Source organism: Streptomyces sp. NPDC102270, from assembly GCF_044766405.1.
GTDB lineage: Bacteria > Actinomycetota > Actinomycetes > Streptomycetales > Streptomycetaceae > Streptomyces.
Genome location: NZ_JBIWLX010000024.1, coordinates 70,378 through 95,373, shown reverse-complemented (window position 1 = coordinate 95,373; position 24,996 = coordinate 70,378). Strand labels below are relative to the sequence as shown.

The 24,996-nt window shown below is 72.1% G+C and carries 23 protein-coding genes; 12 read left to right on the top strand and 11 right to left on the bottom strand.

The window, feature by feature from the left end; genetic code table 11:
• Positions 1 to 48: 48 nt before the first annotated feature.
• A complete protein-coding gene (locus tag ACIRP7_RS39230; RefSeq protein WP_403669775.1) occupies positions 49 to 1,014 on the bottom strand; it encodes an ABC transporter substrate-binding protein in 966 nt (321 codons plus the stop codon).
• A gap of 367 nt (positions 1,015 to 1,381) precedes the next feature.
• On the opposite strand from ACIRP7_RS39230, the gene ACIRP7_RS39225 reads away from it, so the two are divergent.
• Genes ACIRP7_RS39225 through ACIRP7_RS39210 form a run of 4 tightly spaced genes read left to right on the top strand, consistent with a single transcriptional unit; the run spans position 1,382 to position 5,534 of the window.
• Positions 1,382 to 4,036 (top strand): ATP-binding protein, encoded by a 2,655-nt coding sequence (locus ACIRP7_RS39225; RefSeq protein WP_403669772.1) that lies wholly within the window; start codon positions 1,382 to 1,384, stop codon positions 4,034 to 4,036.
• Positions 4,033 to 4,509 (top strand): roadblock/LC7 domain-containing protein, encoded by a 477-nt coding sequence (locus ACIRP7_RS39220; RefSeq protein ID WP_031052307.1) that lies wholly within the window; start codon positions 4,033 to 4,035, stop codon positions 4,507 to 4,509. Before ACIRP7_RS39225 ends, ACIRP7_RS39220 begins: the two co-directional genes overlap by 4 nt.
• Positions 4,510 to 4,528: 19 nt before the next feature.
• Positions 4,529 to 4,945, top strand: coding sequence for a DUF742 domain-containing protein (locus ACIRP7_RS39215; RefSeq protein WP_306975023.1), 417 nt, complete (start codon positions 4,529 to 4,531; stop codon positions 4,943 to 4,945).
• Positions 4,932 to 5,534, top strand: a complete 603-nt coding sequence (locus ACIRP7_RS39210) for an ATP/GTP-binding protein (RefSeq protein ID WP_352381949.1) — start codon at positions 4,932 to 4,934, stop codon at positions 5,532 to 5,534. The genes ACIRP7_RS39215 and ACIRP7_RS39210 overlap by 14 nt, the downstream gene beginning before the upstream one ends.
• A gap of 35 nt (positions 5,535 to 5,569) precedes the next feature.
• Here the strand turns inward: ACIRP7_RS39210 and ACIRP7_RS39205 are convergent, their stop codons facing one another.
• The 3 genes from ACIRP7_RS39205 to ACIRP7_RS39195 are packed head-to-tail and all read right to left on the bottom strand — an operon-like array spanning position 5,570 to position 8,051.
• Complete coding sequence (locus ACIRP7_RS39205) at positions 5,570 to 6,238, bottom strand: ABC transporter permease (protein WP_352381960.1); 669 nt, start codon at positions 6,236 to 6,238, stop codon at positions 5,570 to 5,572.
• The gene (locus ACIRP7_RS39200; RefSeq protein ID WP_403669768.1) at positions 6,235 to 6,924 is read right to left on the bottom strand and encodes an ABC transporter permease; all 690 of its coding nucleotides are present in this window, start codon (positions 6,922 to 6,924) and stop codon (positions 6,235 to 6,237) included. The genes ACIRP7_RS39205 and ACIRP7_RS39200 overlap by 4 nt, the downstream gene beginning before the upstream one ends.
• The gene (locus tag ACIRP7_RS39195; protein ID WP_403669765.1) at positions 6,921 to 8,051 is read right to left on the bottom strand and encodes an ABC transporter ATP-binding protein; all 1,131 of its coding nucleotides are present in this window, start codon (positions 8,049 to 8,051) and stop codon (positions 6,921 to 6,923) included. The genes ACIRP7_RS39200 and ACIRP7_RS39195 overlap by 4 nt, the downstream gene beginning before the upstream one ends.
• Positions 8,052 to 8,290: 239 nt before the next feature.
• Here ACIRP7_RS39195 and ACIRP7_RS39190 point away from each other — a divergent pair, with 239 nt between their 5' ends.
• The gene (locus ACIRP7_RS39190) at positions 8,291 to 10,336 is read left to right on the top strand and encodes an ArnT family glycosyltransferase (RefSeq protein ID WP_403669762.1); all 2,046 of its coding nucleotides are present in this window, start codon (positions 8,291 to 8,293) and stop codon (positions 10,334 to 10,336) included.
• Positions 10,337 to 10,375: 39 nt separating this feature from the next.
• Here ACIRP7_RS39190 and ACIRP7_RS39185 read toward each other — a convergent pair whose 3' ends face one another.
• Genes ACIRP7_RS39185 through ACIRP7_RS39175 form a run of 3 tightly spaced genes read right to left on the bottom strand, consistent with a single transcriptional unit; the run spans position 10,376 to position 13,158 of the window.
• Positions 10,376 to 11,101, bottom strand: a complete 726-nt coding sequence (locus ACIRP7_RS39185) for an FAD:protein FMN transferase (RefSeq protein ID WP_403669759.1) — start codon at positions 11,099 to 11,101, stop codon at positions 10,376 to 10,378.
• A 10-nt stretch (positions 11,102 to 11,111) separates the two neighbouring features.
• A complete protein-coding gene (locus ACIRP7_RS39180; RefSeq protein WP_403669757.1) occupies positions 11,112 to 11,807 on the bottom strand; it encodes an FMN-binding protein in 696 nt (231 codons plus the stop codon).
• A gap of 10 nt (positions 11,808 to 11,817) precedes the next feature.
• Entirely contained in the window at positions 11,818 to 13,158 is a 1,341-nt protein-coding gene (locus ACIRP7_RS39175; RefSeq protein WP_403669754.1) for a ferric reductase-like transmembrane domain-containing protein, read from the bottom strand.
• A 177-nt stretch (positions 13,159 to 13,335) separates the two neighbouring features.
• On the opposite strand from ACIRP7_RS39175, the gene ACIRP7_RS39170 reads away from it, so the two are divergent.
• The 3 genes from ACIRP7_RS39170 to ACIRP7_RS39160 all read left to right on the top strand — a co-directional run bounded on the left by ACIRP7_RS39170 (position 13,336) and on the right by ACIRP7_RS39160 (position 16,536).
• Positions 13,336 to 14,010 carry a response regulator transcription factor gene (locus tag ACIRP7_RS39170; protein WP_403669972.1) on the top strand — a complete coding sequence of 225 codons (675 nt, stop codon included), beginning with the start codon at positions 13,336 to 13,338 and terminating at the stop codon, positions 14,008 to 14,010.
• Positions 14,007 to 15,464, top strand: coding sequence for a sensor histidine kinase (locus tag ACIRP7_RS39165; protein ID WP_403669751.1), 1,458 nt, complete (start codon positions 14,007 to 14,009; stop codon positions 15,462 to 15,464). Before ACIRP7_RS39170 ends, ACIRP7_RS39165 begins: the two co-directional genes overlap by 4 nt.
• 70 nt (positions 15,465 to 15,534) lie before the next feature.
• Positions 15,535 to 16,536 (top strand): NAD-dependent epimerase/dehydratase family protein, encoded by a 1,002-nt coding sequence (locus ACIRP7_RS39160; protein WP_403669749.1) that lies wholly within the window; start codon positions 15,535 to 15,537, stop codon positions 16,534 to 16,536.
• Positions 16,537 to 16,629: 93 nt separating this feature from the next.
• Here the strand turns inward: ACIRP7_RS39160 and ACIRP7_RS39155 are convergent, their stop codons facing one another.
• Positions 16,630 to 17,742 (bottom strand): sensor histidine kinase, encoded by a 1,113-nt coding sequence (locus ACIRP7_RS39155; protein ID WP_403669746.1) that lies wholly within the window; start codon positions 17,740 to 17,742, stop codon positions 16,630 to 16,632.
• 3 nt (positions 17,743 to 17,745) lie between these two features.
• Positions 17,746 to 18,459, bottom strand: coding sequence for a response regulator transcription factor (locus ACIRP7_RS39150; RefSeq protein ID WP_403669743.1), 714 nt, complete (start codon positions 18,457 to 18,459; stop codon positions 17,746 to 17,748).
• A gap of 103 nt (positions 18,460 to 18,562) precedes the next feature.
• Between ACIRP7_RS39150 and ACIRP7_RS39145 the strand changes: the two genes are divergently transcribed.
• From ACIRP7_RS39145 to ACIRP7_RS39135, 3 genes are read left to right on the top strand one after another with little or no spacing between them, the layout of a single operon-like run.
• On the top strand, positions 18,563 to 19,273 hold the full coding sequence (locus ACIRP7_RS39145; RefSeq protein WP_403669740.1) for a glycosyltransferase family 2 protein: 711 nt from the start codon (positions 18,563 to 18,565) through the stop codon (positions 19,271 to 19,273).
• Positions 19,270 to 19,878, top strand: coding sequence for a DUF2064 domain-containing protein (locus ACIRP7_RS39140; RefSeq protein WP_403669737.1), 609 nt, complete (start codon positions 19,270 to 19,272; stop codon positions 19,876 to 19,878). Before ACIRP7_RS39145 ends, ACIRP7_RS39140 begins: the two co-directional genes overlap by 4 nt.
• Complete coding sequence (locus tag ACIRP7_RS39135; protein ID WP_403669734.1) at positions 19,875 to 20,777, top strand: class I SAM-dependent methyltransferase; 903 nt, start codon at positions 19,875 to 19,877, stop codon at positions 20,775 to 20,777. Before ACIRP7_RS39140 ends, ACIRP7_RS39135 begins: the two co-directional genes overlap by 4 nt.
• A 292-nt stretch (positions 20,778 to 21,069) precedes the next feature.
• On the opposite strand, the gene ACIRP7_RS39130 is transcribed toward ACIRP7_RS39135, so the two are convergent.
• On the bottom strand, positions 21,070 to 22,296 hold the full coding sequence (locus ACIRP7_RS39130; protein ID WP_403669731.1) for a molybdopterin-dependent oxidoreductase: 1,227 nt from the start codon (positions 22,294 to 22,296) through the stop codon (positions 21,070 to 21,072).
• 114 nt (positions 22,297 to 22,410) lie between these two features.
• Between ACIRP7_RS39130 and ACIRP7_RS39125 the strand changes: the two genes are divergently transcribed.
• Positions 22,411 to 23,733, top strand: coding sequence for a hypothetical protein (locus ACIRP7_RS39125; protein ID WP_403669728.1), 1,323 nt, complete (start codon positions 22,411 to 22,413; stop codon positions 23,731 to 23,733).
• A gap of 100 nt (positions 23,734 to 23,833) precedes the next feature.
• Here ACIRP7_RS39125 and ACIRP7_RS39120 read toward each other — a convergent pair whose 3' ends face one another.
• Positions 23,834 to 24,970, bottom strand: coding sequence for a C40 family peptidase (locus tag ACIRP7_RS39120; protein WP_403669726.1), 1,137 nt, complete (start codon positions 24,968 to 24,970; stop codon positions 23,834 to 23,836).
• Between the last annotated feature and the right edge of the window lie 26 nt (positions 24,971 to 24,996).

Genomic DNA, 24,996 nt, shown 5'->3' with positions numbered 1-24,996 from the left:
GGGAATCCCGCTACGGCGGAGACCCCCCGCGCCGGTCGTCGGCCGGGATCAGCCGAGGCCGTTCGTCTTCAGCCAGGCCTTCGCCACGTCCAGCGGGTCCTTGTTGTCCAGCTGGACCTGGAAGTCCATGTCGAGCAGGGCCTTGGTGTCCAGCTTGGCCGAGACCGCGTTCAGGGCGGCCACGCCCTCCTGGGAGAGACCGGACTTGTAGACCAGCGGGGTCACGTTCGCGAAGCCGAAGAGGTTCTTCGGGTCCTTGAGGACGACGAACTTCTCCTTGGTGATGGTCGGGTCGGTCGTGAAGATGTCCGCGGCCTGCACGGTGTTCTTCTTGAGCGCCGCCTGGGTCAGCGGACCGCCCGCGTCGAGGGCCTTGAAGGACTCGAACTTCAGGCCGTACTGGGACTCCAGGCCGAGCAGACCCTGCTGCCGGGTCTGGAACTCCGGCGAACCGCCGATGACCAGCTTCGGGGCGATGCCCTTGAGGTCGGCGAGGGTGGACTCGCCGGTCAGGTTGTACTTCTTCGCGGTCTCCGCGTTGACCGTGACCGAGTCCTTGTCCTCCGCGGGCGCCGACTCCAGCAGCGTCAGCTTGGAGTCGAGCTTGGCCTTGACCCCGGCGTTCACGGCCTGCGCGGACTCCTGCTTGGCGGCCTTGTCGAGGTAGGCCAGCAGCGAGCCGTTGTACTCGGGCAGGACGGTGATCGAGCCGTTCTTCAGCAGACCGTAGGTGGTCTCGCGGCTGCCGATGTTGGGCTTGTAGGTGACCTTGACGCCCTTGGCCTTCAGGGCCTCGCCGTAGATGTCGGCGAGCAGGATGCTCTCGGCGAAGTTGTTCGAGCCGACGACCACGGTGTCGCCGGAGGCGGCGCCTCCCGTGTCCTGGCTCAGCGGGTCGGAGCTGTTGTCGGAGGACCCGCATCCCGCCAGCAGGACCGTGGCGGCGGCGAGCGCGACGGCGGCCACGCCGGCGTTCTTCCTGAGGGACCTGCGGTGTGCGGCGGTAGAAGTCACGATTCCCGTTCCGGAACTCAGGGGATGCAAGGTGTTCGGGGCATCCGGGAGGGGAAGCCCTTGCACTGATCCAATCCAGCCTGTTCTCCCGCAGTCAAGAGCGACCTGGTCACAATTGGCATCAGCCTGTGATCGGTTGTGAAGGAAACGCGAAACCGGCGCGCGGGGTGCGACTCGGGTTGTAACGGATTCTTGACTCAGGGCGGCAACAAGCGCTGTCCGAAGAGGCTGTAGTCTCGCCGCAGTTGGCGCCGGTCACACAGGCGTGCAGGAGCCACTCAGGTGTTCCTACGCACCGTCCCGTAGCGATCAGAATCGGTCAGGTGTGCGCTCGCGCCCCGTCCGAGACACCCACGAAGGAGGGCTGGTGTCCACGAACGAGGTGGACGTGTCCACCCGGTCGGCACCGCCGCCGAACCGGGACGGCGCACGCGGCGGCCGGGGACTACGGGACTTCGCCGAGCGCTGGCCGTTCCGGCGCAAGCTGAACATCCTGGTGGGCGTGCCCCTCGCGGTGGTCGCCGTACTGCTGGCCTATCTCTTCGCCGACCAGGTCGGCCAGTCCCGGGACGCGTCGGACGCGGCCCAGCTCGTGCGGGACAGCGCCGAAGTGGCCAAGCTCGTCGGGCAGTTGGAGGCCGAGCACCAGCAGGCCGTCCTGCTCTCCGTGCGCCACCAGTCCAGCTGGGACGGCCGCGCCCCCTCGCAGGCCGCCTACCGCGAGGCGCAGATCCGGGTGGACAACCAGGTCGAGAAGGTCCGCGAGGTCTTCGGCGGCCGACTGCCGCAGGAGGAGGCCCAGGCCCTTCGCGAGGTCAACGGCCTGGAGGACCTGCGCAACACCATCGAGAAGGCCTACCTGCCCGCCGACAACATCGACCCGGCCTACAGCGACGCCGCCAAGGGCCTGATCGACGGCCTCGGGCTCGACCGCAACCCGGCCCTCGCCGCCACCTTCACCGGCAACCTGCTCGACTCGCTGCTGCGCGCCGACGCCGCGCACGGTTCCTTCGAGACCGGTGTCTTCTCCGCGACGACGGGCGACTCCAACGCCCTCATCGAGCTGATCGGCGCGATCGGCTCCTACGACGAGTACACCCACCAGGTCGAACGCTTCGGCCGGTTCGCCACGGCCCAGCAGGCCGAGGAACTCGGCGACATCGAGCACAACACGGCCCAGGCGGCGATCGCCCGGCAGTACGCCGAGCTCCAGATCGACCCGGGCTCGCTCCAGGCGGGGACCCCGTCCGAGATCAAGGACGCCTTCCAGACGGCGCTCGACTCCTACCCGGACTACCGCGCCCAGGCCCGCACCCGGCTGAACACCACCACCTCGCTCATCGGCCAGATCGCCGACCGCGCCGACGCCGCCTCCCGCGACGCACGCTCCAACGCGGTCTGGCTGCTCGGATCGGCCCTGCTGGGCTTCGTGCTCTGGCTCGCCTTCTCGGTCGCCGTACGACGCTCGGTGGTGCGCCCGGTGCAGGCGCTCACCGGTGCCGCGAGGCAGGTCGCCGAGGTGGCGGGCCGGGAGCTCGCCCGCGTGGCCGACGACGACACCGAGGACACCGGAACGCCGCGGCTCCAGGAGATGCCGGTCACCGCGAAGGACGAGATCGGCGATCTCGCCGAGGTGTTCAACCAGGTGCAGACCACCGCGGTGGCGCTCCTCGAACGCCAGGTCCTCAGCCGCCGCAACGTCGCCGAGATGTTCGGCAACGTGGGCCGCCGGGTCAGCAACCTCACCACCCGGCAGCTGGCCCTGATCGACGCGGTCGAGCGCGGCGAGACCGACCCGGCGCTTCTGGAACGCCTCTACAGCATCGACCACATCGCGGTCCGCCTGCGCCGCAACGCCGACAGCCTGATGCTGCTCGCCGGCATCCGCGAGACGGTCCTGGACTCCGGGCCGCTCGCCCTCACCAACGTGGTGCGCGCCGCGCTCGGCCAGATCGAGGGCTTCCGGCGGGTCTCCCTCCAGGCCGGCACGGACGCCATGGTCGAGCCCGACATCATCGGCGACCTCACCCTGATGGTGGCCGAACTCGTCGAGAACGCCGTGTCCTTCTCGCCCGCCGGCAGCCCAGTCGAGGTGATCGTCAAGGACAGCCACGAGGGCGCGCTGGTCGTGATCTCCGACCACGGTCTCGGCATGAGCGCCGAGCGCCTGGAGGAGGAGAACGCCCGCCTCATCCGCCGCGAGCGCCTCGACCTCGTCCCCACGAAGGTCCTCGGCCTGTTCGTGGTCGGCACACTGGCCCGCCGCTGGGACGTCAGCGTGGTCCTGTCCCGCACACCGGGAGGCGGCGTGACGGCCGAGGTGACCATCCCCACCTCCCTCCTCCTGACGATGAGCCCCGTGTCGAGTACGGCGGCAAAGTCCCGTACGGCTTCGGTGGCGGGCGCCGGTCCGGGCACGGCCACGGGAACGCGCCCGGCACCGGCCTGGGCCTCGGACACCGGCTCGCAGACGGCACCGGCCCCGGATCCGGTCCGGACGGCAGCTCCTACGGCCGTACGGCCCGAGTCGGGCCAGGAGCCGGCGGCGGGCGGGGCGGCCCGGGGTACGGCGGCCTCCGAGCCCGGCGTCACGGTGGCCGCCTCCACCGACGGCGATCACGCGCCCCTCCCCCGCCGGGTCCCGCACCGCGACACGGCCGCGCCTGCTCAACTCCCCTCCCCCGCAGCCCCGTTCATCCCGCAGGCCCGCACCGGTGAGGTACCCGGGAACGGCGACGACGGCGACGGCGCCCGCCCCCTTCGCCGCCGGGTCCGTGGTGCCACGCTGCGCACCACAGTCGGCGCCGAGGCCGTACAGAAGACGGCGCCCGTCCGGCCCGCCGACGCGGAGGCCGTACGCGACGCGCTCGACGAGTTCGAGGCGGCCGTGGAGCGCGCCCACCGGGACAGTGAGACCGGCAGCCACCCCAGACCCGTACCCAGGGACGACGTGGAAACCCAGCAGACCGCATCCAACCCCCCGCACGAACAGAACCACTCCCCGGAAGGAGCGGAGCAGTGAGCACGTCCACAGGTGACACGCCTACGGAAGGCACCACGCCCGCCGACCTGCAGGCCGCCGCAGCCGACTTCACCTGGCTGCTGAACCGTTTCGCGACGGAGACCGCGGGCGTCGTCGACGCCATCGCCGTCTCCTCGGACGGGCTGCTCATCGCCGTGTCGGAGCTGCGTGAGCACGCGGACTCCGAGCGCCTCGCGGCGATCGTCTCCGGCATCACGAGCCTGGCCGCCGGAGCCTCCGGCAACTACGGCCTCGGTGGCCTCAACAAGGTCATCATCGACCTGGAGGGCGGCCATGTCCTGGTCTCCGCGATCGGCAGCGGCGCCGTGCTCGGCGTCGTCACCGACAAGGAGGCCAAGCTCGGCAACATCGCGTACGAGATGACGCTGTTCGCGAACCGGGCCGGCAGCGCGCTCAGCCCCCAGCTCGTGCTCGAACTGAAGAACAGCGTCGGCACCGCGTCGAAGCGCTGACCGAGGAGGAAGCGCAGTCATGGCGGACGGCAGCACGCCTCCGAGTCCGGAGCCGGGCGGTCCCGTGCCCGCCGTACGGCCGTTCCTCGTCACCGCCGGCCGGGTGGCACCCGATCCGTCCGGCCGGACGATGCCCGTCGAGACCCAGGTGGTGGCCACCGCCGAGGGACTCGCCGTGCTCGACCGGCTCGCCTTCGAACAGCACGACATCGTCGCCGCGTGCCGGATCCCGCAGTCCATCGCGGAGATCGCGGCCCGGTTGCGGCTGCACCTGAACGTGGTGCGGATCCTCGCCGAGGACCTGCGTACGGCCGGTCAGCTGACGGTGCACGTGCCCGACACCGACGTCACCCACGACGCCTCCGTCCTGCGCAGGCTCATCGACGGCCTGCGCGCCATCCCCGACTCCCGAGGGGTACTCCGTGACACCGACTGATCCGGCCACCCGGCCCTCGGCCGCGTCCTCCGCCGCCGTACGACCGCCGCTGCCGGTCAAGATGGTGATCGCGGGCGGCTTCGGGGTGGGCAAGACCACCGCGGTCGGCTCCATCTCCGAGATCGAGCCGCTGACCACCGAGGCCGCCATCACCGAGGTCGCCGCGGGCGTGGACGACCTCAGCCACACCCCGCGCAAGACCACGACGACGGTCGCGATGGACTTCGGCTGCATCACCGTCGACCCGACCCTGAAGCTGTACCTGTTCGGCACGCCTGGACAGGAGCGCTTCGGCTTCATGTGGGACGACCTCGTCGAGGGCGCGCTCGGCGGCCTGGTCATCGTCGACACCCGCCGCCTGGACGACTGCTACGCCGCGGTCGACTACTTCGAGCACAAGCAGATTCCGTTCGCGGTCGCCGTCAACGCCTTCGACGGCAGGGTCGAGCACACCCTGGACGAGGTCCGCTGGGCCCTCGACGTCAACGACCGCGTCCCGGTGATCGTGTTCGACGCGAGGGAGCGCGGTTCGGTACGGGACGCGCTGCTGGTCGTACTGGAACAGGCGCTGGCGCGCACGGAGGCTTGACGGGCCGGGGGACCGCCACTCCCCCGGCCTCCCTCCTAGTTGCTCCTGAGCACCCCGCGGGAGACCGTGAGCCGGGTGATCCCCCAGAACAGCGCCAGCGTCGCCAGCGCCATCAGGGCGACCAGTGTGGCGCCGCCCACGACCTTCTCGTAGTTGCGCTGGTACAGGCCGTCGACGATGTAGCGGCCGAGGCCGCCGAGGGAGACGTACGCGGCGATGGTGGCCGTCGACACGATCTGGATGGCCGCCGAGCGCAGTCCGCCGAGGATGAGCGGGAGGGCGACCGGGAGTTCGACCCGGAAGAGCACCTCGATCTGGTGCATGCCCATCCCGCGGGCCGCGTCCACCGGGGCGGGATCCACCGACCGCATCGCCTCGTAGGTGGTGACCAGGATCGGCGGCACGGCGAGCACGACCAGCGGGATCATCACGTTGATCAGCCCGAAGCCGAGCGACAGGGTCATCAGGACCAGCAGACCGAAGGTAGGCACGGCCCGCCCGGCGACGGCGATGAAGGCCAGCGCGTTGCCGCCCCGCCCGTAGTGCCCGGTGACGAGTCCCACCGGCAGTCCGATCGCCGCGGCGATGGCGAGGGCCTCCAGGGTGTACTGGACGTGCTCCCCCAGCCTGGTGGGAATCCCGTCGTAGCCCTGCCAGTGCGCGCTGTCGCTGAAGAAGGCGTTGATGAAGTTGAGGACGTTCACCGGGCGGCGACCTCCGGTTCGGGCCGCTCCGCGCGCCGCGCACGCGCGCCGCTCGGCATCCACGGCGTCAGAAGCAGGCGTACGACGACCAGCAGCCCGTCGGCGAGGATCGCGAGGACCGCCATGGTCAGCACGGCGTTCACGGCGAGTTCGGGCCGGTTGTAGATGTTGGCGTCGTTGATGAGGTTGCCGAGCGCCCCCTGGTTGCCGATGAGGGCGCCGACGCTGACGAGGGAGATGCTCGACACGGTCGCCACCCGCAGCCCCGCGATGATGGCGGGCACGGCGATCGGCAACTGGACCTGCACGTAGCGCCGTACGGGCCCGAAGCCCATCGCCGTCGCCGCCGCGAGGGTCTCCTGCGGCACCGAACGGACGCCGTCGACGATCGCCGGGACCAGGATGACGAGGGTGTAGACGGTGAGCGGGATCATCACGGTGAGTTCGGTCTGGCCGGTGTAGTCGATCAGGACCACGAAGAAGGCCAGCGAAGGGATCGCGTACAGCACGGTCGTCACCCACAGCACGGGCGGGTACAGAAACCGGAAGCGCACGCACAGCTGGGACAGCGGCAGGGCGACCAGCAGCCCGGCGAGGACCGGCAGCAGGGCTTCCCTGAGGTGCAGGCCGATCAGCCCGAGCCAGCTGTGCTGGAGGTCGCTCGGGATGTCGAAGAAGCCGTTCACCGGGCGGCCTCGGCGTCCGTACGGCCCTCCGCGTGCGCTCCGCGGATCGCCTCGCCGATGGCCTGCTGGGAGACCACTCCGGCCACCCGTCCCTCGGCGTCGACGCCGACGGCCCACCCGGTGGGCGAGAGCACGGCACAGTCCAGCGCGGCCCGCAGCGAGTCGGTGCCGGCCACGAAGGGCCGCCCGTACGAAACCAGTCGCGTCGCGTCGACACTGCCCGCGGTCAGGTTCCCCGGCTCGATCCAGCCGAGGGGCCTTCCGTCCACGTCGGTGACGAGGAGGTAGGGGGCCTCGGCCGTGGCGCGGGCGGCGATCTGCTCCGCGGTGGCATCGACGGCGACGACCGGCCCGGTGAGCAGCCGGAGTCCGGAGGAGGGGAAGAAGGAGAGCCGCCGGATGCCCCGGTCGGTGCCGAGGAAGTCCTCGACGAACGCGTCGGCGGGGCTGGAGAGCAGTTCGGCGGGCGGCGCGTACTGGGCGAGCTTGCCGCCGGTGCGCATCACGGCGACCATCGTGCCGATCTTGACGGCCTCGTCGATGTCGTGGGTGACGAAGACGATCGTCTTGCCCAACTCGTCCTGGATGCGCAGGAGTTCGTCCTGGAGACCCTTGCGGACGACGGGGTCGACGGCCGAGAACGGCTCGTCCATCAGCAGCACCGGCGGATCGGCGGCGAGCGCCCGCGCCACCCCGACGCGCTGCTGCTGTCCGCCGGACAGCTGGTAGGGGTACCGCTTGGCGAGGGAGCTGTCGAGCCCGACCCGCTCCATCAGCTCCCGGGCCCGGGCCCGTGCCTTCTCCTTGCCCCAGCCCAGCATCCGGGGCACGGTGGCGATGTTGTCGACGATCGTGCGGTGCTGGAAGAGACCGGCGTTCTGGATCACGTACCCCATGGACCGGCGCAGCGTGTTGACGGGCTGCTGCCGGCTGTCCTTGCCGTCGATCAGGATGGTCCCCTCGCTGGGTTCGACCATCCGGTTGATCATGCGCAGAGTCGTCGTCTTGCCGCAGCCCGAGGGACCGACGAGGACGGTGATCGAACGGTCGGGTATCTCCAGGGAGAGGCGGTCGACCGCCACCGTGCCGTCCGGGTACCGCTTGGTGACTGAATCTATCCGTATCAAAGCGCCGCATACCCTTCGGGTCTGCCAGAGGTTGTCCGCGTTCGGCCGGTCCAGCAGGCCGTCCGGCTGAGTCTAGACCGCTTGTGTTGCAGACATTCGAACAGTGGCACCGATCCCCCACTGTGCGCGACCTGTGAGTTCCCTGATTCTCATCCTTCGTTCAGCGCAGCCACAGGGTTCGCCCAGCACCGGGCCCGAGGGTCGTCATCACCACCGCTCGGAGACCTGGAGTACGTGCCATGACGACCCTCGCCCCACCGCCCCCGCCGACCACCCAGGACGGCCGGCACCGGCCCCTGCCGTCCGCCGCGAGCAGCCGGCTGCGCAGGATGTTCACCGGTGCCCCCGAGGACCCGCGCTGGGCCCGCCCCGCGCTGTGGGCGATCCTGGTGCTGGCCACGGCGCTGTACGCCTGGAACCTGTCGTCCCTCACCGGCAACACCTTCTACGACGCGGCCGTCTACTCCGGCACCAAGAGCTGGAAGGCGTTCTTCTTCGGCGCCCTGGACTCCGGCAGCTTCAGCACGGTCGACAAACCGCCGTTCGCCCTGTGGGTGATGGGGCTCTCCGCCCGGGCCTTCGGGTACGGCACCTGGCAGCTGATGCTGCCGATGGTCGCCGTCGGCACCGGCTCGGTGGCCCTGCTGTACCGCATGGTCAAGCGGGACTTCGGTGCCGTCGCGGGCACGACCGCGGCGCTCGCGCTCACCCTCACGCCCATCACCGTCGCCATCAACCGGGACACCAACCCCGACCCGATCCTCGTCTTCCTGATGCTGCTGGGCGCGGCCGCGCTCATGAAGGCCGTGCGCACCGGACGGCTCATGCCGCTGGTGTGGTCCGGGGTCGCGATCGGCTTCGCGTTCAACACGAAGATGATGCAGGCGTACGTCGTCCTGCCGGCCTTCTTCCTGGTCCACCTGTGGGCGGCGAAGGGCTCGCTCGGCCGCCGCATCCGCGACCTCGCCGTCGGCACCGTCGCGCTGGTCGTCTCCAGCGCCTGGTGGATGGTGGTCGTCGACCTCATCCCCGCGTCCTCCCGGCCGTACATCGGCGGCTCCACGGACAACACAGTGTGGGACCTGGTCATCGGCTACAACGGCTTCGGGCGGATCTTCGGAGCGAGTTCGTCGGTGGGCTCGCAGGGCAACGGCGCCGGCTTCGGCGGCGAGGCGGGGCTGTACCGGCTGTTCAACAGCGTCATGGGCGGCCAGATCTCCTGGCTGATCCCCTTCGCCCTCATCGCGCTGATCGGCGGTCTGGTGCTGCGCGGCCGGGCCCCGCGCACGGACGCCAAGCGGGCGGCGGTGCTGCTGTGGGGCGGCTGGTTCGTCCTGCACTACCTGACCTTCGCCCTCGCCGAGGGCACCTTCCACCCGTACTACGTCACCGCCATGGCACCCGGCATCGCGGCCCTGGCCGGTATCGGCGGCGTGATGCTGTACCGGGCCTTCCGGGACGGTGCGGCGGCGAACTGGGCCTGGGTGCTGCCCGCGGCCATTGCGGGCAGCACGGTGTGGGCAGTCGTCCTGCTCCAGCGGGTCTCCGGCTCCGGGACGCTGTACACGGTCGCCGAAGTGGTGGCCGGAGTCGCGGGTGCGGTCTCGGTGACCGGGCTGCTGCTCGGCCGGTTCACGGGAAGGCAGCGGCTGACGAGCATCGCGGCCCTCGCGGCGGTCGTCGCCCTGCTCGCCGGTCCCGCCGCCTACTCCGCCTCGGCGGCCACCTCCAGCACCAACGGCACCAACCCGACGGCCGGTCCGAGCACGGGTGGCATGGGCGGGGGTGGTGGCATGGGCGGCGAGCGTCCGAGCGGCGCCGGCGGTCCGGGCGGCGGCACCGGCACGAGCACGAGCGGGAGCGGCAGCGGCAGCGGCAGCGGCAGCGCGCCGAGCGGCTCCAACAGCTCCAGCTCCAGCAGCCAGTCCGCGTCCGGCCGTACCGCCGGAGGCATGGGCGGTGACACGCAGGTCTCCTCCGCGATGATCTCGTACCTGAAGAAGAACCAGGACGGCGCCACCTGGCTGGTCGCGGTCGCCACCGACCAGACCGCCTCCTCGATCATCCTGGAGTCCGGTGAGCCGGTGATCTCCATGGGCGGCTGGTCCGGCTCCGACAACGCCATGACCCTCGCCAAGCTCAAGAGCCTCGTGAAGTCCGGCAAACTGCACTACATCGTCATCAGCAGCAGCGGCCAGGGCTCCTCGAACTCCGAGATCTCCACCTGGGTCAAGAAGAACGGCACGGCGGTCTCCGCCTACAGCGGCCTGTACCGCCTCGGCTGACGAACCCGCGATACACGGTCACGCGGAGGGCGGGTGCTGTCAGGGAACGGCCGGGAAACCGGGCGTACGCAGCACCCGTCGCTCCGCGTCCACCGCGAACACCTCGCAGCCGTCCAGGGAGGCCGCCCAGTCGACGCCCCCCGGGCCCAGGGCGAAGGCCGCCGTGGCGACCGAGTCGGCCTCCGTGAGCGTCGGGGCCACGACCGTCAGGCTGAGCAGGCCCGTCGCCGGGCGGCCGGTGCGGGCGTCGAGGATGTGGTCCCCGCGCTCGTAGCGGGCGGAGGTGGCCACCGCGCCGTCGGTGAGCTCCAGGACCGTGCACAGCTTGTCGACGTGTTCGGGGTGCCGTACGCCCACCCGCCAGGGGCCGCCGGCGGTGACCACGTCACCGCCGGCGTTGAGGACGAACCGCGTCGCGCCGGCCGCTGTCAGCAACTGCGCCGCCCGCTGCACCGACCAGCCCTTGACCACCGCGCAGGGATCGAGCCGGCGACCGGGCAGCCGTACGTCGAAGGCGCCACCGGTGGCGACCCGGTAGTGCTCGCACAGGTCGAGGATCTCGCGCAGCTCCGCGCTCAGCGCGTCCGCGGACAGTTCGCCGCGGTCGTACCGCGAGACCTCGCTGTCCTCCTTGAACGGGCTGAACCGGGCGTCGACCTCGCGCAGCCATGCGAAGACCGCGTCGGCGGCGGACTCGGGGACGTGCTCGTCGTCGACCCGGAGGGAGACCGGGAAGCCCATGACGTGTTCGACGCGGTGCAGCATGGTCGCTACCTCAGCCCCTCGCGTCGATCGCGGCCTGCAGGGACTCCTTGTATGCCTCGCTGGTGATGGTCGCGCCGGACACCGTGTCGATGTCCGCGCTCTGCGCCTCGAGAGTCTCCGCCACCAGCACCGGCACGGCGGCCGTCGTCTGCGGGTGGTTCGGCTGCTGGAGCATCTTCACCGCGGTGATCTTCGTACCGGAGAAGGTCACCTGGACCTGTACGGGGCCCTTCTCCGTGCTGAGGGCCGAACCGTCGACGGTCTGGGAAGACGCCTCGGAGGCGGACGCCGAGGGCGAGGCCGACGCCGCCTTCGCGTTGTCGTCGATCGCGGCCTGCAGGGACTCCTTGTAGGCGTCGCTGGTGATCGTCGCGCCGGACACCGTGTCGATGTCCGCGCTCTGTGCCTCAAGCGTCTCCGCGATCAGCTTCGGCACGGCCGCGGTGGTCTGCGGGTGGTCGGGCTGCTGGAGCAGCTTCACGGCGGTGATCTTCGTACCGTCGAAGGTCACCTGGAGCTGTACGGGCCCCTTCTCCGTGTCGATCGTGGTGGTCGTGACCACGTTCGTGCCGGATGTCCCGGAGGAGGACGTCGAGGGCGCGGTCGTGGTGGCCTGGGCGGTGGAGGTGCCGGACGACGGCTGGTACAGCCAGACGGGGACCAGGCCGGCGATGCTCAGGACGACGACAGGTATGGCTCGTTTCACGGTCTGTTCCTCATCCCGCCAGGCTGAAGCGCTCGAAGTGGATCTGCGGCCCCGGCACGTCCAGCTCGCGCAGGCTGCCCAGGACCGCGGTCATCATCGGGGGCGGTCCGCACAGGAAGACGTCCCGCTCGGCGATGTCGGGCACGAGCCGCGCCAGCTCACCGGCCGCGAGCTTGTCGGGCACCGGCGGGCCGGTGACCAGGTGGAGTTCGGCGCCCTTGGCGAGCGCGAGGTCGCGCAGCTCGTCGTAGAGGACGGCGTCCCGGTCGGAGCCGACGCGGTAGATGACGACGGCGTGGCCCTGCACCTCCTCCAGGAGCGCCCGGATCGGGGTGACGCCGACGCCGCCGGCGATGAGCACGGACTCGGGGCGGGTGCGGTGCAGGGCGGTGAAGGCGCCGTAGGGTCCCTCGGCGAAGACGCGGGTGCCGACCTTGAGGTGCCTGAGGGCGGCGCTGCCCTCGCCGGCCGCCTTGGCGGTCAGGCGCAGGGTCCTGCCGTCGGGGGCGGCGGAGAGGGAGAAGGGGTTGGCCTGCCACCAGCGGTCGGCCGTCAGGAACCGCCACAGGAAGAACTGGCCCGCCCTGGCGGGGAGTTGGTCGAGGTCCTGGCCGCTGATGTAGATCGAGACGACGTTGTCGCTCTCGGGCACGACGGCCGTGACGCGGAACTGGTGGCGCCAGTTGCGCCACAGCGGGAGCACCGCGCGGCCCAGGACGACCGAGCCGAGGGCGACGCCCCAGACGCCGTACCAGTAGGCGGTGGCGACGGAGGAGGCGGTGAAGGTGGTGCCGACGGCGACCTGGTGGGTGAAGGCCAGCACCACGGCGGCGTACGTGTACAGGTGGATGAAGTGCCAGGTCTCGTAGGCGAGGCGGCGCCGGGCGTAGCGGGCGGAGACCGCGCCGATCACGAGGATCAGGAAGAGCGCGACGACCGCGCGGAGCACGCCCTCGGTGGTCTCGGCGAGGTCGACGATCTCGCCGACCGGGCCCACGTCGGTGCCCTCGGCGTAGCCGAAGCTGATGAAGGTGACGTGCGCGAGGAGCGTCCACAGGATGCCGAAGCCGGTCCAGCGGTGCCAGGAGGTCAGCCGGTCCATGCCGATGCGGCGGTCGAGCCAGGGCAGGCGGGCCACCAGGATCAGCTGGAAGGCCATGATGAGCGCCGCGTACAGGCCGGTGAGGCGGCCGAGCACGATGAGCGCGTTGGAGGCGAAGCCGGCCTGGGCGAAGAACCAGGCCACCACGGCCACGTTGGCGGCCAGCACGGCGTAGAGCCCGGTGCGGGCCACCACCCTGGGGCGTTTGATCGCCGTGGGGGGCGCGGGGGGCGATTGGACGGTGGTCACGGGTCGTAGCTCCTTGATCGGGGCCTCTGGATTACCGAGCTTCTCCGGTGGGAGCTGTCGATCAGCTGTCGTACAACTTTCAAGAGGTTATCGATCTGCTTACGGGGCCCATCCGGCTCTGGCTTTCCGGTCGCCGTGAAGCACTATGAGCGGGTGGAAAAAGTACGACTCCTCGTCGTGGACGACGACCCGCCGATCGCCGATCTCGTGGCGACGGTCGCCCGCTACGAGGGCTGGGAGGCGGTCACCGCGAACTCCGGCGAGGAGGCGCTCAGCCGCGCCGCGGAGTTCCGTCCGGACATCGTGGTGCTCGACCTGATGCTGCCCGACATCGACGGCTTCGGCGTCCTGGACCGGCTGCGGCGCTCGGGGACGATGGTGCCCGTGGTGTTCCTCACGGCGCGGGACGCGGTCGCCGACCGGGTGGCGGGGCTGACCCGGGGCGGCGACGACTACCTGGTCAAGCCGTTCGCGGTGGAGGAGCTGATGGCCCGGCTGCGGACCGTGCTGCGGCGCAGCTCCGGGCCCGGCTTCCAGCGCTCGGTGCTCGCGGTCGCGGATCTCACGATGGACGAGGACACCCGTGAGGTGCGGCGCGGCGACAAGCTGCTCACGCTCACCCCGACCGAGTACGAGGTCCTCAGGTACCTGATGCGCAAGTCGCCGACCGTGCTCACCAAGGCGCAGATCCTCGACCACGTGTGGGAGTACGGCTTCGGCGGCCGCTCCAACGTCGTCGAGCTGGTCGTCAGCCGGCTGCGCCGCAAGCTGGACGAGCCCGACGACGGCAGGGCGCCGCTGATCCACACCGTGCGGGGCTTCGGGTACGTCATCCGGCAGGCGGCCGAATGAGGTCCTTTCTCGGTCGGCTGCGTTCGGGGTACCGGCGGATGCGGCTCGGTACCCGCCTCGCGCTGGGGCTCGGGGCGGTGGCCCTGGCGGTGTTCGCGGTGGTGGGCACCGCGCTGACCACGTACATGCGGGACTATCTGTCGGCCCAGCTCAACGAGCAGCTGTCGCTCGCCCAGGTCGCCCAGTCGAAGAGCATCGCCGAGTCCGGCACGCTCGCGGGCAAGAAGTACTGGGCCTGGTACTACGCGGTGTACGACGTCAAGAACGGCACCGCGCGGCTGCGCAAGCCCGAGGACCCCTCCGACCTGCCGGAGGACGTGGCCGAGTTCACCGACGTCGCGCAGGCGCAGACCACCACGCACACCGAGGTACTGGCCACCGAGCACCTCCAGGGCCAGGGCGAGTACCGGCTGCGCGCCTGCGAGGTCGAGCCCGGTGTGGTCCTGGTGAGCGCGGCTCCCATGGACGGCATCGACGCCACGGTACGGCGGCTGATCACGGTCCAGGTCGTCGCCTTCGGGCTCGCGCTGCTGGCTCTCGTGGTGGTGGGCCGCAAGCTGCTGCGCCGGGGCCTGACACCGCTGAGCGACATGGCGCACACCGCGCACGGCATCGCCCTGCACGACCTGACCGAGTCGGCGGCCCGGCTGCCGTTGCGTGCCGACAAGCGGGGCGGCGGTCCGGAGGTCGAGGAGCTGCGGACGGCGTTCAACACCATGCTGGAGCACATCGACGACTCCCTCGCGGTCCGTGCGGAGGCCGAGCAGCGGCTGCGCCGGTTCGTCGCCGACGCCTCGCACGAGCTGCGCACGCCGTTGATGTCCGTACGGGGCTACGCGGACCTCTTCCAGTACGCCGCCGCGAACGCCCCCGAGGAGCGTGACAGACACCTGGCCCGGCTGCGTGCCGAGGCCGCCCGCATGGGCTTCCTCCTGGACGACCTGCTGCTGCTGGCCCGTCTGGACGCGGCGGAGGTGGAGACCCCGCTCCGGCCCGTCGAGACGGATCTGGTGCAGCTGGTGGAGCACGCGGCCGACGCCGTGCGCGCGAGCCACCCGGACCATCCGCTGACGGTGACGCCTGGCCCCCAGGCCCTGAAGCTGCGGCTCGACCCGCAGCGCGTGCGCCAGGTCCTCGACAACCTCCTCACCAACGCGGCCGTGCACACCCCGGCGGGCACAAAGGTGTCGGTCGGGGTGCGGGTGCGGGGCGGGCACGCCCAGGTGCGCATCGCGGACGCCGGGCCGGGCATTCCGGCCGCCGACCAGGAGCGGGTCTTCGACCGCTTCTACCGCGTCGACAAGGCCCGCAGCCGGGACCGGGGCGGCAGCGGTCTCGGCCTCGCGGTGGCGAGCTCCCTGGTCCGGGCGCACGGCGGCACGATCGAGCTGAGCAGCGAGCCCGGCTCGACGGTGTTCACGGTGTCGCTGCCGCTGAGCCTGACCCGGCCGTGAGTCTTACGAAGCCGTGACGTGACGGCCGCGGTCCGGCCGTCCGGGCAGCTCGCGGCCCTAGGTTGAGGGCATGCGCGTACTGGTCACCGGCGGTGCCGGTTTCATCGGGTCCCGGATCGTCGAAGCGCTCGTGGCACACGGTCACGAGCCCGTCCTGTACGACGTCCGGGCCGACCCGGCGTCCGACGTACGGGACCCCGACGCCGTCCGCGACGCCCTGGGCGGAGTGGACGCGGTGTGCCACCAGGCGGCCATGGTCGGCCTGGGCGTGGACTTCGCCGACGCCCCGGACTACGTCTCCCACAACGACCTCGGCACGGCGGTCCTCCTCGCCGCCATGGCGGAAGCGGGAGTACGGCGGCTGGTGCTGGCCGGGTCGATGGTCGTGTACGGCGAGGGCCGCTACACCTGCGCCCGGCACGGGACCGTACGGCCGGGGCCGCGCTCGGTCACCGACCTGGACGCGGGGCGCTTCGAGCCGCCGTGCCCGCGGTGCGGCGCGGACCTCTCCCCGGGTCTGGTCGGCGAGGACGCCCCGGTCGATCCGCGGAACGTGTACGCGACGACCAAGCTCACCCAGGAGCATCTGGCCGCGTCCTGGGCGCGGGCCACGGGCGGTTCGGCGGTGGCGCTGCGCTACCACAACGTCTACGGGCCGGGCATGCCCCGCGACACCCCGTACGCCGGCGTCGCCTCCTTCTTCCGCTCCGCGCTCGCCCGCGGGGAGGCCCCGCGCGTCTTCGAGGACGGCGGTCAGCGCCGGGACTTCGTCCACGTACGGGATGTGGCCGCGGCCAACGTGGCGGCGCTGGAGGCGAGGCCGAGGGACGGCGCGCTCACCTCGTACAACACCGGAAGCGGCGAGCCGCACACGGTGGGCGAGATGGCCCGCGCGCTGGCCGAGGCGTACGGCGGTCCCGAGCCAGTGGTCACCGGGGAGTACCGCCTCGGGGACGTACGGCACATCACGGCGGACTCGGCGCGGCTGCGGGCCGAGCTGGGCTGGAAGGCGGAGGTCGGATTCGCCGAGGGGATGCGGGAGTTCGCGGGCGCCGGGATGCGGGACGCGTAGCCCGCGGTGGACCGGTGGTGCCGCCCGTGAAAGAAAGCGGCCGCGGGCGGCACCACCTCATTTTCGAGGGGCCTCTCTTCGAGGGGCCCCTTTTCAGGAGGCGGCCGACGGCAGCAGCACCTCGAAGCGGCAGCCGCCCGGCACATTGCGTACGGTGGCCCGGCCCGCGTGGGCCTCCACGATGCCCCGGACGATCGCGAGGCCGAGTCCCGCTCCGGCGGGCGGAGTCCGGGCGTGGGTGCCGCGCCAGCCGGTGTCGAAGACGCGGGGCAGGTCCTCCTCGGGGATGCCGCCGCAGCCGTCCGTGACGGACACGACGACACCCTCGGCGCGGTGCTCGGCGGCCACCGCGACCGTCCCGTCGGCGGGCGTGCGGCGGATGGCGTTGACGAGGAGGTTGCCCAGCACGCGGCTCATCTCCTTGCCGTCCACCTCGACCGGCACGGCCGCCACCCGGTCGCCGACCAGCCGTACGCCGTGTTCGCGCGCCAGGGGGTCGGCGCCCGCGAGGGCGTCCGAGACGAGGTCGTACAGGGAGATCCGGCTCGGGCTCAGTGCCAACGCGCCCGCGTGGATGCGGGAGAGCTCGAAGAGGTCGCCGACCATGTCGTTGAGGCGTTCCACCTCGGTGCGGATCTGCCGCAGGTAGCGGGCGGGGTCGGCGGCGACGCCGTCCTCCAGGGCCTCGGACATCGCGCGCAGCCCGGCGAGCGGGGTGCGCAGGTCGTGGGAGATCCAGGCGACGAGTTCGCGCCGGGAGGACTCCAGGGCGCGTTCCCGCTCCCGAGACTCGGCGAGTTTGGCGCTGGTGGCCTCCAGCTCTCGGCTGAGTTCGGTGAGTTCGGCGGTCGTGGGGCCGCCGGGCGAGGTGAAGTCGCCGCCGTCGCCGAAGGAGCGGGCGGCGAGCGCGAGGGCCCGGCTGCGGCCGGTGACCCAGCGGCCGAGCAGCAGGGCGGTGGCCAGCGAGACCACGGCGGCCATGAGGACGACGGTCGTGACGACCCGCAGGTCGTGCCCGGACAGGAACATGGCCTGGGCGACCGCGAGGGTCCCGGCGAGCATCGCGGTGACACCGACCCCGGCGACCACGGCGAGGTGCAGGGAGAGCGAACGGCGCCGGACCAGCAGCAGCACCCAGGCGCCGAGGAGGCCGGCGGCGACGGCGCCGAGGAAGGCGTAGAGGGCGATGAGGAGCATGTCGTTCACGGGTCACACCTCCGCGTGTGAGCCGTCGAAGCGGTAGCCGACGCCCCACACGGTCTGGATCAGGCGGGGCCTGGCCGGGTCGTCCTCGACCTTGCCCCTGAGCCGGCGCACATGGACGGTGACGGTCGACAGGTCGCCGAAGTCCCAGCCCCACACCTCGCGCATCAGGTCCTCGCGGCTGAAGACCCGGCCGGGGTGCCGCAGGAAGAACGCGAGGAGGTCGAACTCCCGGATGGTGAGGGCGAGTTCGGTGCCGTCCTTGAGGGCGCGGCGGGCCGCGGGGTCCATCGAGAGTCCGGCGGCGCCCAGGTGGCCGGTCTGCCGGGCGGGCCGGGAGCGGCGCAGCACGGACTCGACGCGCAGGACCAATTCGCGGGGGCTGAAGGGCTTGGTGACGTAGTCGTCGGCGCCGACCTCCAGGCCCAGGATGCGGTCGTCCTCGTCGCCGCGGGCGGTGAGCATGATGACCGGGACGGGCCCGCTCCCCCGCATTCGGCGGCACACCTCCAGGCCGTCCATGCCGGGCAGCATCAGGTCGAGGACGACGAGGTCCGGGCGGTGCGCGGCGGCGCGGGCGAGGGCGTCGGGGCCGTCGGCGGCCCGGTCCACGAGGTAGCCGGCCCGGTCCAGGTAGCCGGCGACCACCTCGGCGACGGTGGGGTCGTCGTCGACGACGAGGACCCGCGGCCGGGTCTGTGCGTACTGCTGCTGCTCCATGCCGCCAGCCTCGCACCGCGCACGCGAATGTGCTGCGGACGGCCGCCGACGTCCTTGTTTCGTAAGGAGCCGGTGTCCGATTCGCCCGTTTCGCGTTCGTAGGGTGAGAGGCGTGACGACCCCTTCAGTGAACGAACCGGCGGCGTCTGTGGACGTCGTGCTGCCCTGTCTGGACGAGGCAGGGGCCCTGCCGTGGGTGCTGGAACGCATCCCGCCCGGCTGGCGCGCGCTCGTCGTGGACAACGGCTCCACGGACGGCTCGGCCCGCATCGCCCAGGCTCTCGGCGCGACCGTGGTCCGCGAGGAGCGGCGCGGTTTCGGCGCCGCCTGCCATGCGGGGCTGACCGCGGCCACGGCCGACATCGTGTGCTTCTGCGACTGCGACGCCTCCCTTGACCCTTCGGACCTGGTGCCGTTCGTGGCCGAGGTGCTGGCCGGCGAGGCGGACCTCGTGCTCGGCCGGCGCCGCCCGCAGGCCCGCGGTGCCTGGCCGCCGCACGCCCGGGCGGGCAACCTCGCGCTCGCCCGGCTGCTGCGCCGCCGCACCGGTCTGCGGCTGCACGACCTCGGGCCACTGCGCGCCGCCCGGCGCGAGCCGCTGCTCGCCCTCGGCCTGACGGACCGGCGCAGCGGCTACCCCCTGCAGATGGTGGTGCGGGCGGCCGACGCGGGCTGGCGGATCGCCGAGCACGACGTGCCGTACCGGCCGCGCACCGGCACCTCCAAGGTGACGGGCACCTGGCGGGGAACGTGGCAGGCGGTGCGGGACATGAGCCAGGTCCTGTCCGAGTCGGAGCCGGGGGTGCACGCATGACCACGCTGCTCGTCATCGCCAAGGAGCCGCGGCCGGGGCGGGTCAAGACCCGGCTCACCCCGCCGTTCACGCCCGAGGAGGCGGCCGCGCTGGCCGAGGCGTCCCTCGCGGACACCCTCGACGTCGTGGCCCGCACCCCGGCCCGGCGCCGGGTCCTGGTCCTGGAGGGCACGCCGGGCCCCTGGCTGCCACCGGGTTTCGAGGTCGTACGGCAGTGCGCGGGCGGCCTCGACGAACGGCTGGCCGCGGCCTTCGCGGGCTGCGAGGGACCGGCTCTGCTCATCGGCATGGACACACCCCAGGTGACCCCGGAGCTGCTCACGGTGGACTTCACCGACTGCGAGGCCTACTTCGGGCCGGCCGAGGACGGCGGTTTCTGGGCACTGGGTCTGGCGGAACCGGACCCGTCCCGGCTGCGTGGGGTCCCGATGTCGACACCGGGTACCGGCGCGGCCCAGCGCGCCCGGCTGACCGGACTGCGGGTACGGGAGCTGCCGCCGCTGCGGGACGTGGACACGGCGTACGACGCGGAACTGGTCGCGCGAGCGGCCCCGGGCGGACGGTTCGCGGCGGAGCTCGCCCGGCTCGCGGGGGTGTCGCGGTGAGGGGGCCGCGGGTCGGCATCGCGACACGGCCCACCGCGGACACGGCACCCGCGGGACCGCCGGACGGCGAGCCGGGTGCAGGGCCGGGTGGACCCGGCGCCGGTGACCCGGGGCCGCTCGCGACGGACGGCACCCATGACGACGGCACCTGGTCCGCCGACCCCTATGCCCGGGCCCTGCGCACCGGCCGCGGGCCCCTCTTCCTGCGTCGCTCCGACGGCCGGCTGCTCCCGCTCGAGCTGGAGCGCTGGTGCGCCGCCGCGGACGCCGCGGACCTGGAGGTGCTGCGGCGCTGCGAGGGTGCGGTACTGGACGTCGGGTGCGGTCCGGGACGGCTCGTCGCCGCACTCGGGGCCCGTGGCCGGCGGGTGCTCGGCATCGACGTGAGCGAGGCGGCGGTCGCGCGGACCGTCGCGCTCGGCGGACAGGCCCTGCGGCGGTCCGTCTTCGAGTCCCTGCCCGGCGAGGGCCGCTGGGGCACCGCGCTGCTGATCGACGGCAACGTCGGCATCGGCGGCGACCCGCGGGCCCTGCTCGACCGGACCGCCCAACTCCTCGCGCCCGGCGGCCTGTTGATCGCCGAGACGGTCACCGGCCCGGACCTCGACGAGCGCGTCCAGGTGCATGTCACCGACGCCCGCGGTGCCGTCGGCAACCCGTTCCCCTGGGCCCGGCTCGGCACCCCCGCCCTGCTGCGGCATGCGGCCCGCACCGGCTGGGCGCCGGTGGATCAGTGGACGGCGGGCGGCCGTTCCTTCGTCGCCCTGCGCCGCCGAAGGACCCTCGCCCTGCCCTGCCGTACGACCAGGGCCGCCGCCGAACCGGCGAAGAGCACCGCCGTGATCAGCAGCCAGCGGGCCGCGAAGCCGTCCGGGGACAAGCCGCTCCCCGACGCGTAACGGTCCGCGACCTGCCCGCTGATCAGCGGGAACCACACGAGCAGGAGCAGCAGGGAGAAGGCGGCGGGGACCCGCACGTACAGGGCGTGCCGCCCCGCCGCCCTCACCAGCGCCCGGTCCGCCGCCGCGTACAGCGGCAGCAGCACCAGGTCGTGCAGGACGGCCGCCCCGACGAACCACAGCGCGATCCCGAAGAGGTCCCCTGCCAGCAGCCGCACCCCCGCGTACCCGGCGAGGGCGAACGAGCTGATGAGCAGGAGGAGTTGGAGGGGGCTGCCGAGAGGGATCCGCATCACAGGTCTCCGAAGGTCAGTCGCGCCACCCACTTGGTGTTCAGCACACCGGGCGCCGCGGGCACGATGATCCGGGCCGGGTGGCCGTGGTCGGGGGTCAGCTCCGCGCCGTTGACGAACAGGGCGAGCAGGGACCGCGGGTCGGCGACCTGGTTGGCGCGCAGGGCCGCCCGCCGGAAGGCGCCGTGCCGTTGCAGCGACTCCACGAGGACGTCCGGCGCGGCGTCCTCGTACCCGACGAGCGCCGCGAGATCCCGCAGCCGCACCCCGCGCCACTCCTGGTCGGAGGTCGACCAGCCCTCCACACAGGCGATGGGCAACGACGCGCTGTGCGAGGGCAGTTGGAGGAGTTCGGCACGGCTGAGGCGTACGGTGCGGCCGTCGCGTCCCGTGACGACCAGCCGCCAGGCCTCCTCACCGGTCTCCGCCGGGTCGATCCCCGCGTACGCGGCGGTCTTGTTGATCTGGAAGCCGCCCGGCCCGGAGGCCGGCTCGTCGCCGCCGTGCGGGGTGAGGAGGGCGGTCTCGCGCAGGGCGCCGTCGAAGCTCCGCCCGGCCGTGGTGAGGAACAGCACCAGCGAACCGCCTGCGACGAACCAGAGTGCCCCGCGCCGCGACACGGTCGGCTCGGCGGGGTTCGGTGACACCAACTCGGTGCGTTCTTCTCCGAGGTGACGCAGGTTGCGCAGGGCGAGCGGCATCTTCAGCACGGCGTGGGCGACGAACGCGGTGAAGAACACCCACGCCCCGTAGAAGTGCAGCGGGTAGAAGGAGCCCGGGAAGACGTAGTCCAGCTGGACGTTGAGCACCCCGGTCACGAACTCGAAGAGCGCACCGCCGACCAGGAGCAGCAGCGAGAGCCGTTCCAGCGCGTGCGTGAGCGAGCGTGCGGGCGGCAGCGTGAACAGCTTCGGCGCCACCGACCACAGCTTGGCCAGCAGGACGGGGATCAGGGTGATGCCGAGGGTGACGTGGACACCCTGGTTCAGCCGGTACAGCCAGTGCGGATCGGTGGGCCAGGAGAAGAGGTAGAAGCCGAGGATCCCCTTGTCCGGGGTCTTGTCGTTCACCGGCGACAGATCGGGGTTGTAGGCGGCGTACGACAGCAGTCCCGTCACGAACAGCAGCGTGATGCCGCCGAGCAGCACCACCCCGAGGACGGAGGTGAGCCAGGGGCCGCGCAGCGGGCTGCGCCAGAAGGAGGGGGTGAAGGGAGACCGTGCCATGCTCCGACGGTAGGCCCGCGCCACCCCGGGAACGGGTCAGCGAACCATGACGAAATTCTGACGTCGTCGCATGTCAGCCCCACACGGGTGAGCGTGCGGCCTAGCGTCGTCCGCGTGAACCGGGATCTGATTCGTGATCTGTACGCGGCCGTGTGCGCCGCGCTCCTCGTGCTGACCGCCGTACTGGTCGGCACGGCGATCCAGCACCGGAACGGCTCGTTGCGCGTCGGCTGGCCGCCCCTGCTGGCGAGTTGGGACCCGCACGTCGGCCCCGGCACCCCGGCCGCGGTGGTCGTCGCGGCCGCCGTGGTGGCGTACGGGCCCTCGCTCGCCGCCCGGCTCCCCTGGCGCCCGCTGCTGCTCGCCGTCTGGGGTGCCGGCATGGCCTGGACGTGGTCCCTGGCCCTCGTGGACGGCTGGCAGCGGGGTGTCGCCGAGCAGCTCACCACCAGGAACGAGTACCTCCGGGCCGTCGGTCGCTTCCATGACATCCCGGCGGCTCTGCGGGACTTCACCCGGCACATCCTGATCGGCTCGCCGGACAACTGGGGCGCCCACGTCGCCGGGCATCCGCCGGGCGCCACCCTCACCTTCGTCCTGCTGGACCGGGTCGGGCTGGGCGGCGGGGGCTGGGCGGGGACCTGGTGCATCACCGTCGGCACGACCGCGGCGGTCGCGGTCCTGGTCGCCGTACGCACCCTTGCCGACGAGTCGCTCGCCCGCCGCGCCGCCCCCTTCCTGGTCCTGGCCCCGGCCGCCGTCTGGGTGGGCACATCGGCCGACGGGTACTTCGCGTCGGTGGCCGCGTGGGCGGTGGCCCTGCTCGCCCTCGCGGTGCGGGGGGTCCGGCCGGGGCTCACCGGCCTGGGCTCGGGGCTGTTGTTCGGGCTGACCGTCTATCTGTCGTACGGCCTGACACTCATGGTCGTCGTCGCGGGAGCGGTCCTGCTGCTGGGCTCCTCCCGCCGGCCCCTGCTGTTCGCCCTGGCCGGTTTCGTGGTCGTGCCGGCGGTCTTCACCACGCTGGGGTTCGAGTGGTGGGAGGGGTATCGGATCCTCGTCACCCGCTACTACCAGGGGGCGGGCGGGGTGCGGCCGTACGGGTACTGGGTGTGGGCGAACCTCGCGTGCACCGTGCTGATCGTGGGGCCGGCGACGGTGGCGGGGGTGCGGCGGGCCGTCGTTCGGCTGCGGCCGGGCGGGGGCCGGTCGAGCGGTTCCCCGCGCCCCCTGGCGGTGTTGGTGCTCGCTGCCCTGCTGGCCCTGCTCGTCGCCGATCTCTCCGGGATGAGCAAGGCGGAGACCGAGCGGATCTGGTTGCCGTTCGCCGTGTGGCTGCTGCCCGCGGGTGCGTTTCTGACGGGGGTGCGGGGCTGGCTGATCGGGCAGGCCGCACTCGCCCTGCTCCTCAACCATCTGCTGCTCACCGGGTGGTGAGCCGTCACGGCAGCGGCAGTTCGGTGAGGCTGCGGCCGAGGTGCCGCCGGTCCCCGCCGGACCGGTCCCTTCACGGCCCGGTCCGCTGGGGAGGCGCCGGTCAGCAGGTGGCCACGCCGTCCAGCCAGGCCGGGCCCTTGATGTAGATGTTGGTCAGCCACGAGCCGTCGGTCAGCTTCGACCAGGCGTCGTTGGTGTAGCCGTCGGCCGTGACCTCCTGGGCGTGCTTCTGGCAGACCACGTTGACCGTGGTCGGCTGGGCGAAGTAGTCGACCACGCCGGCGTTGACGTTGGGCTCGCTGTGGGTGCGCACCCCGGTTCCCCAGGTCTGGAACGCCTTGCTGCCGCTCGACGGCGGCGGGGTGCTGCTGCCGCCGCAGTCCGGGATGCCGGGCAGCCAGGCCGGGCCCTTGATGTAGATGTTGGTCACCCACGAGCCGTCGGCGAGCTTGGCCCAGGCGTCGTTGGTGTAGCCCTCGGCGGTCACCGTCTCCGCGTGCTGCTGGCACTGGACGGACACCTGGGTCGGTCCGGGGAAGGTGTCGACGACGTCGGAGCCCACACTCGGCGACCGGTGCGTGCGCACGCCGGTGCCCCAGGTCTCGAAGACCGTGCCGCCGTTCGCGGGCGGCGGGACGGGGGTGCCGGAGCCGTTGATCCGGATCGCGCCCGCGTAGTCGCCGCCGGTGCGCACGGACGTGACCCGGATGTGGGTGCCCGACTCGTACGCCTCGACCATCTGGCCGCCACCCAGGTACATGGCGACATGGTGGATGTGGCCGTTGCCCCAGAACATCAGGTCGCCCGGCACCAGCGGGGCGGTGCCCTGTCCGGCGGAGAACCGGGCGGTGGCCTGCGAGCTGTGGAACTGGTCGTCGGCCGTGCCGTTGAGCAGGTCCCTGCCGGTCGCCCGGTAGTAGGCGTACCGCATCAGGCCCGAGCAGTCGAAGCCCATGCGCTCGCCGTCGTGGAGGCTGTCCGGGTCGGAGCCGTCGTAGAAGCCGTAGCTGGCGCCGGGCGTGGCCGCGTGGCCGCCGCCCCAGCTGTACCAGACGCCGATCTGCGAACAGGCCGCGTCGACGGCGGCCTGTGCGGTGGCCGAGGCGCCGGGCGCGAGGACACCGCAGGTGGCGTCCTGGGCGGCGTGGGCCGGGGCGGAGAAGAAGGCGGTGAGCGCCAGTGCCGAGGCGCCCAGGATCGCGCCGCTGGTCCGACGGCGCGTGCTGATGGTCTTCAAGGACTCTTCCTTAGGTCGAGGCGTCG

Coding starts and splice junctions, on each gene's coding strand:
- ACIRP7_RS39185 (WP_403669759.1), bottom strand. CDS start 11,101: ATGCTGCACCGCGTCGAACACGTCATGGGCTTCCCGGTCTCCCTCCGG.
- ACIRP7_RS39140 (WP_403669737.1), top strand. CDS start 19,270: ATGACCACGCTGCTCGTCATCGCCAAGGAGCCGCGGCCGGGGCGGGTC.
- ACIRP7_RS39130 (WP_403669731.1), bottom strand. CDS start 22,296: ATGGCACGGTCTCCCTTCACCCCCTCCTTCTGGCGCAGCCCGCTGCGC.
- ACIRP7_RS39160 (WP_403669749.1), top strand. CDS start 15,535: ATGCGCGTACTGGTCACCGGCGGTGCCGGTTTCATCGGGTCCCGGATC.
- ACIRP7_RS39165 (WP_403669751.1), top strand. CDS start 14,007: ATGAGGTCCTTTCTCGGTCGGCTGCGTTCGGGGTACCGGCGGATGCGG.
- ACIRP7_RS39190 (WP_403669762.1), top strand. CDS start 8,291: ATGACGACCCTCGCCCCACCGCCCCCGCCGACCACCCAGGACGGCCGG.
- ACIRP7_RS39215 (WP_306975023.1), top strand. CDS start 4,529: ATGGCGGACGGCAGCACGCCTCCGAGTCCGGAGCCGGGCGGTCCCGTG.
- ACIRP7_RS39150 (WP_403669743.1), bottom strand. CDS start 18,459: ATGGAGCAGCAGCAGTACGCACAGACCCGGCCGCGGGTCCTCGTCGTC.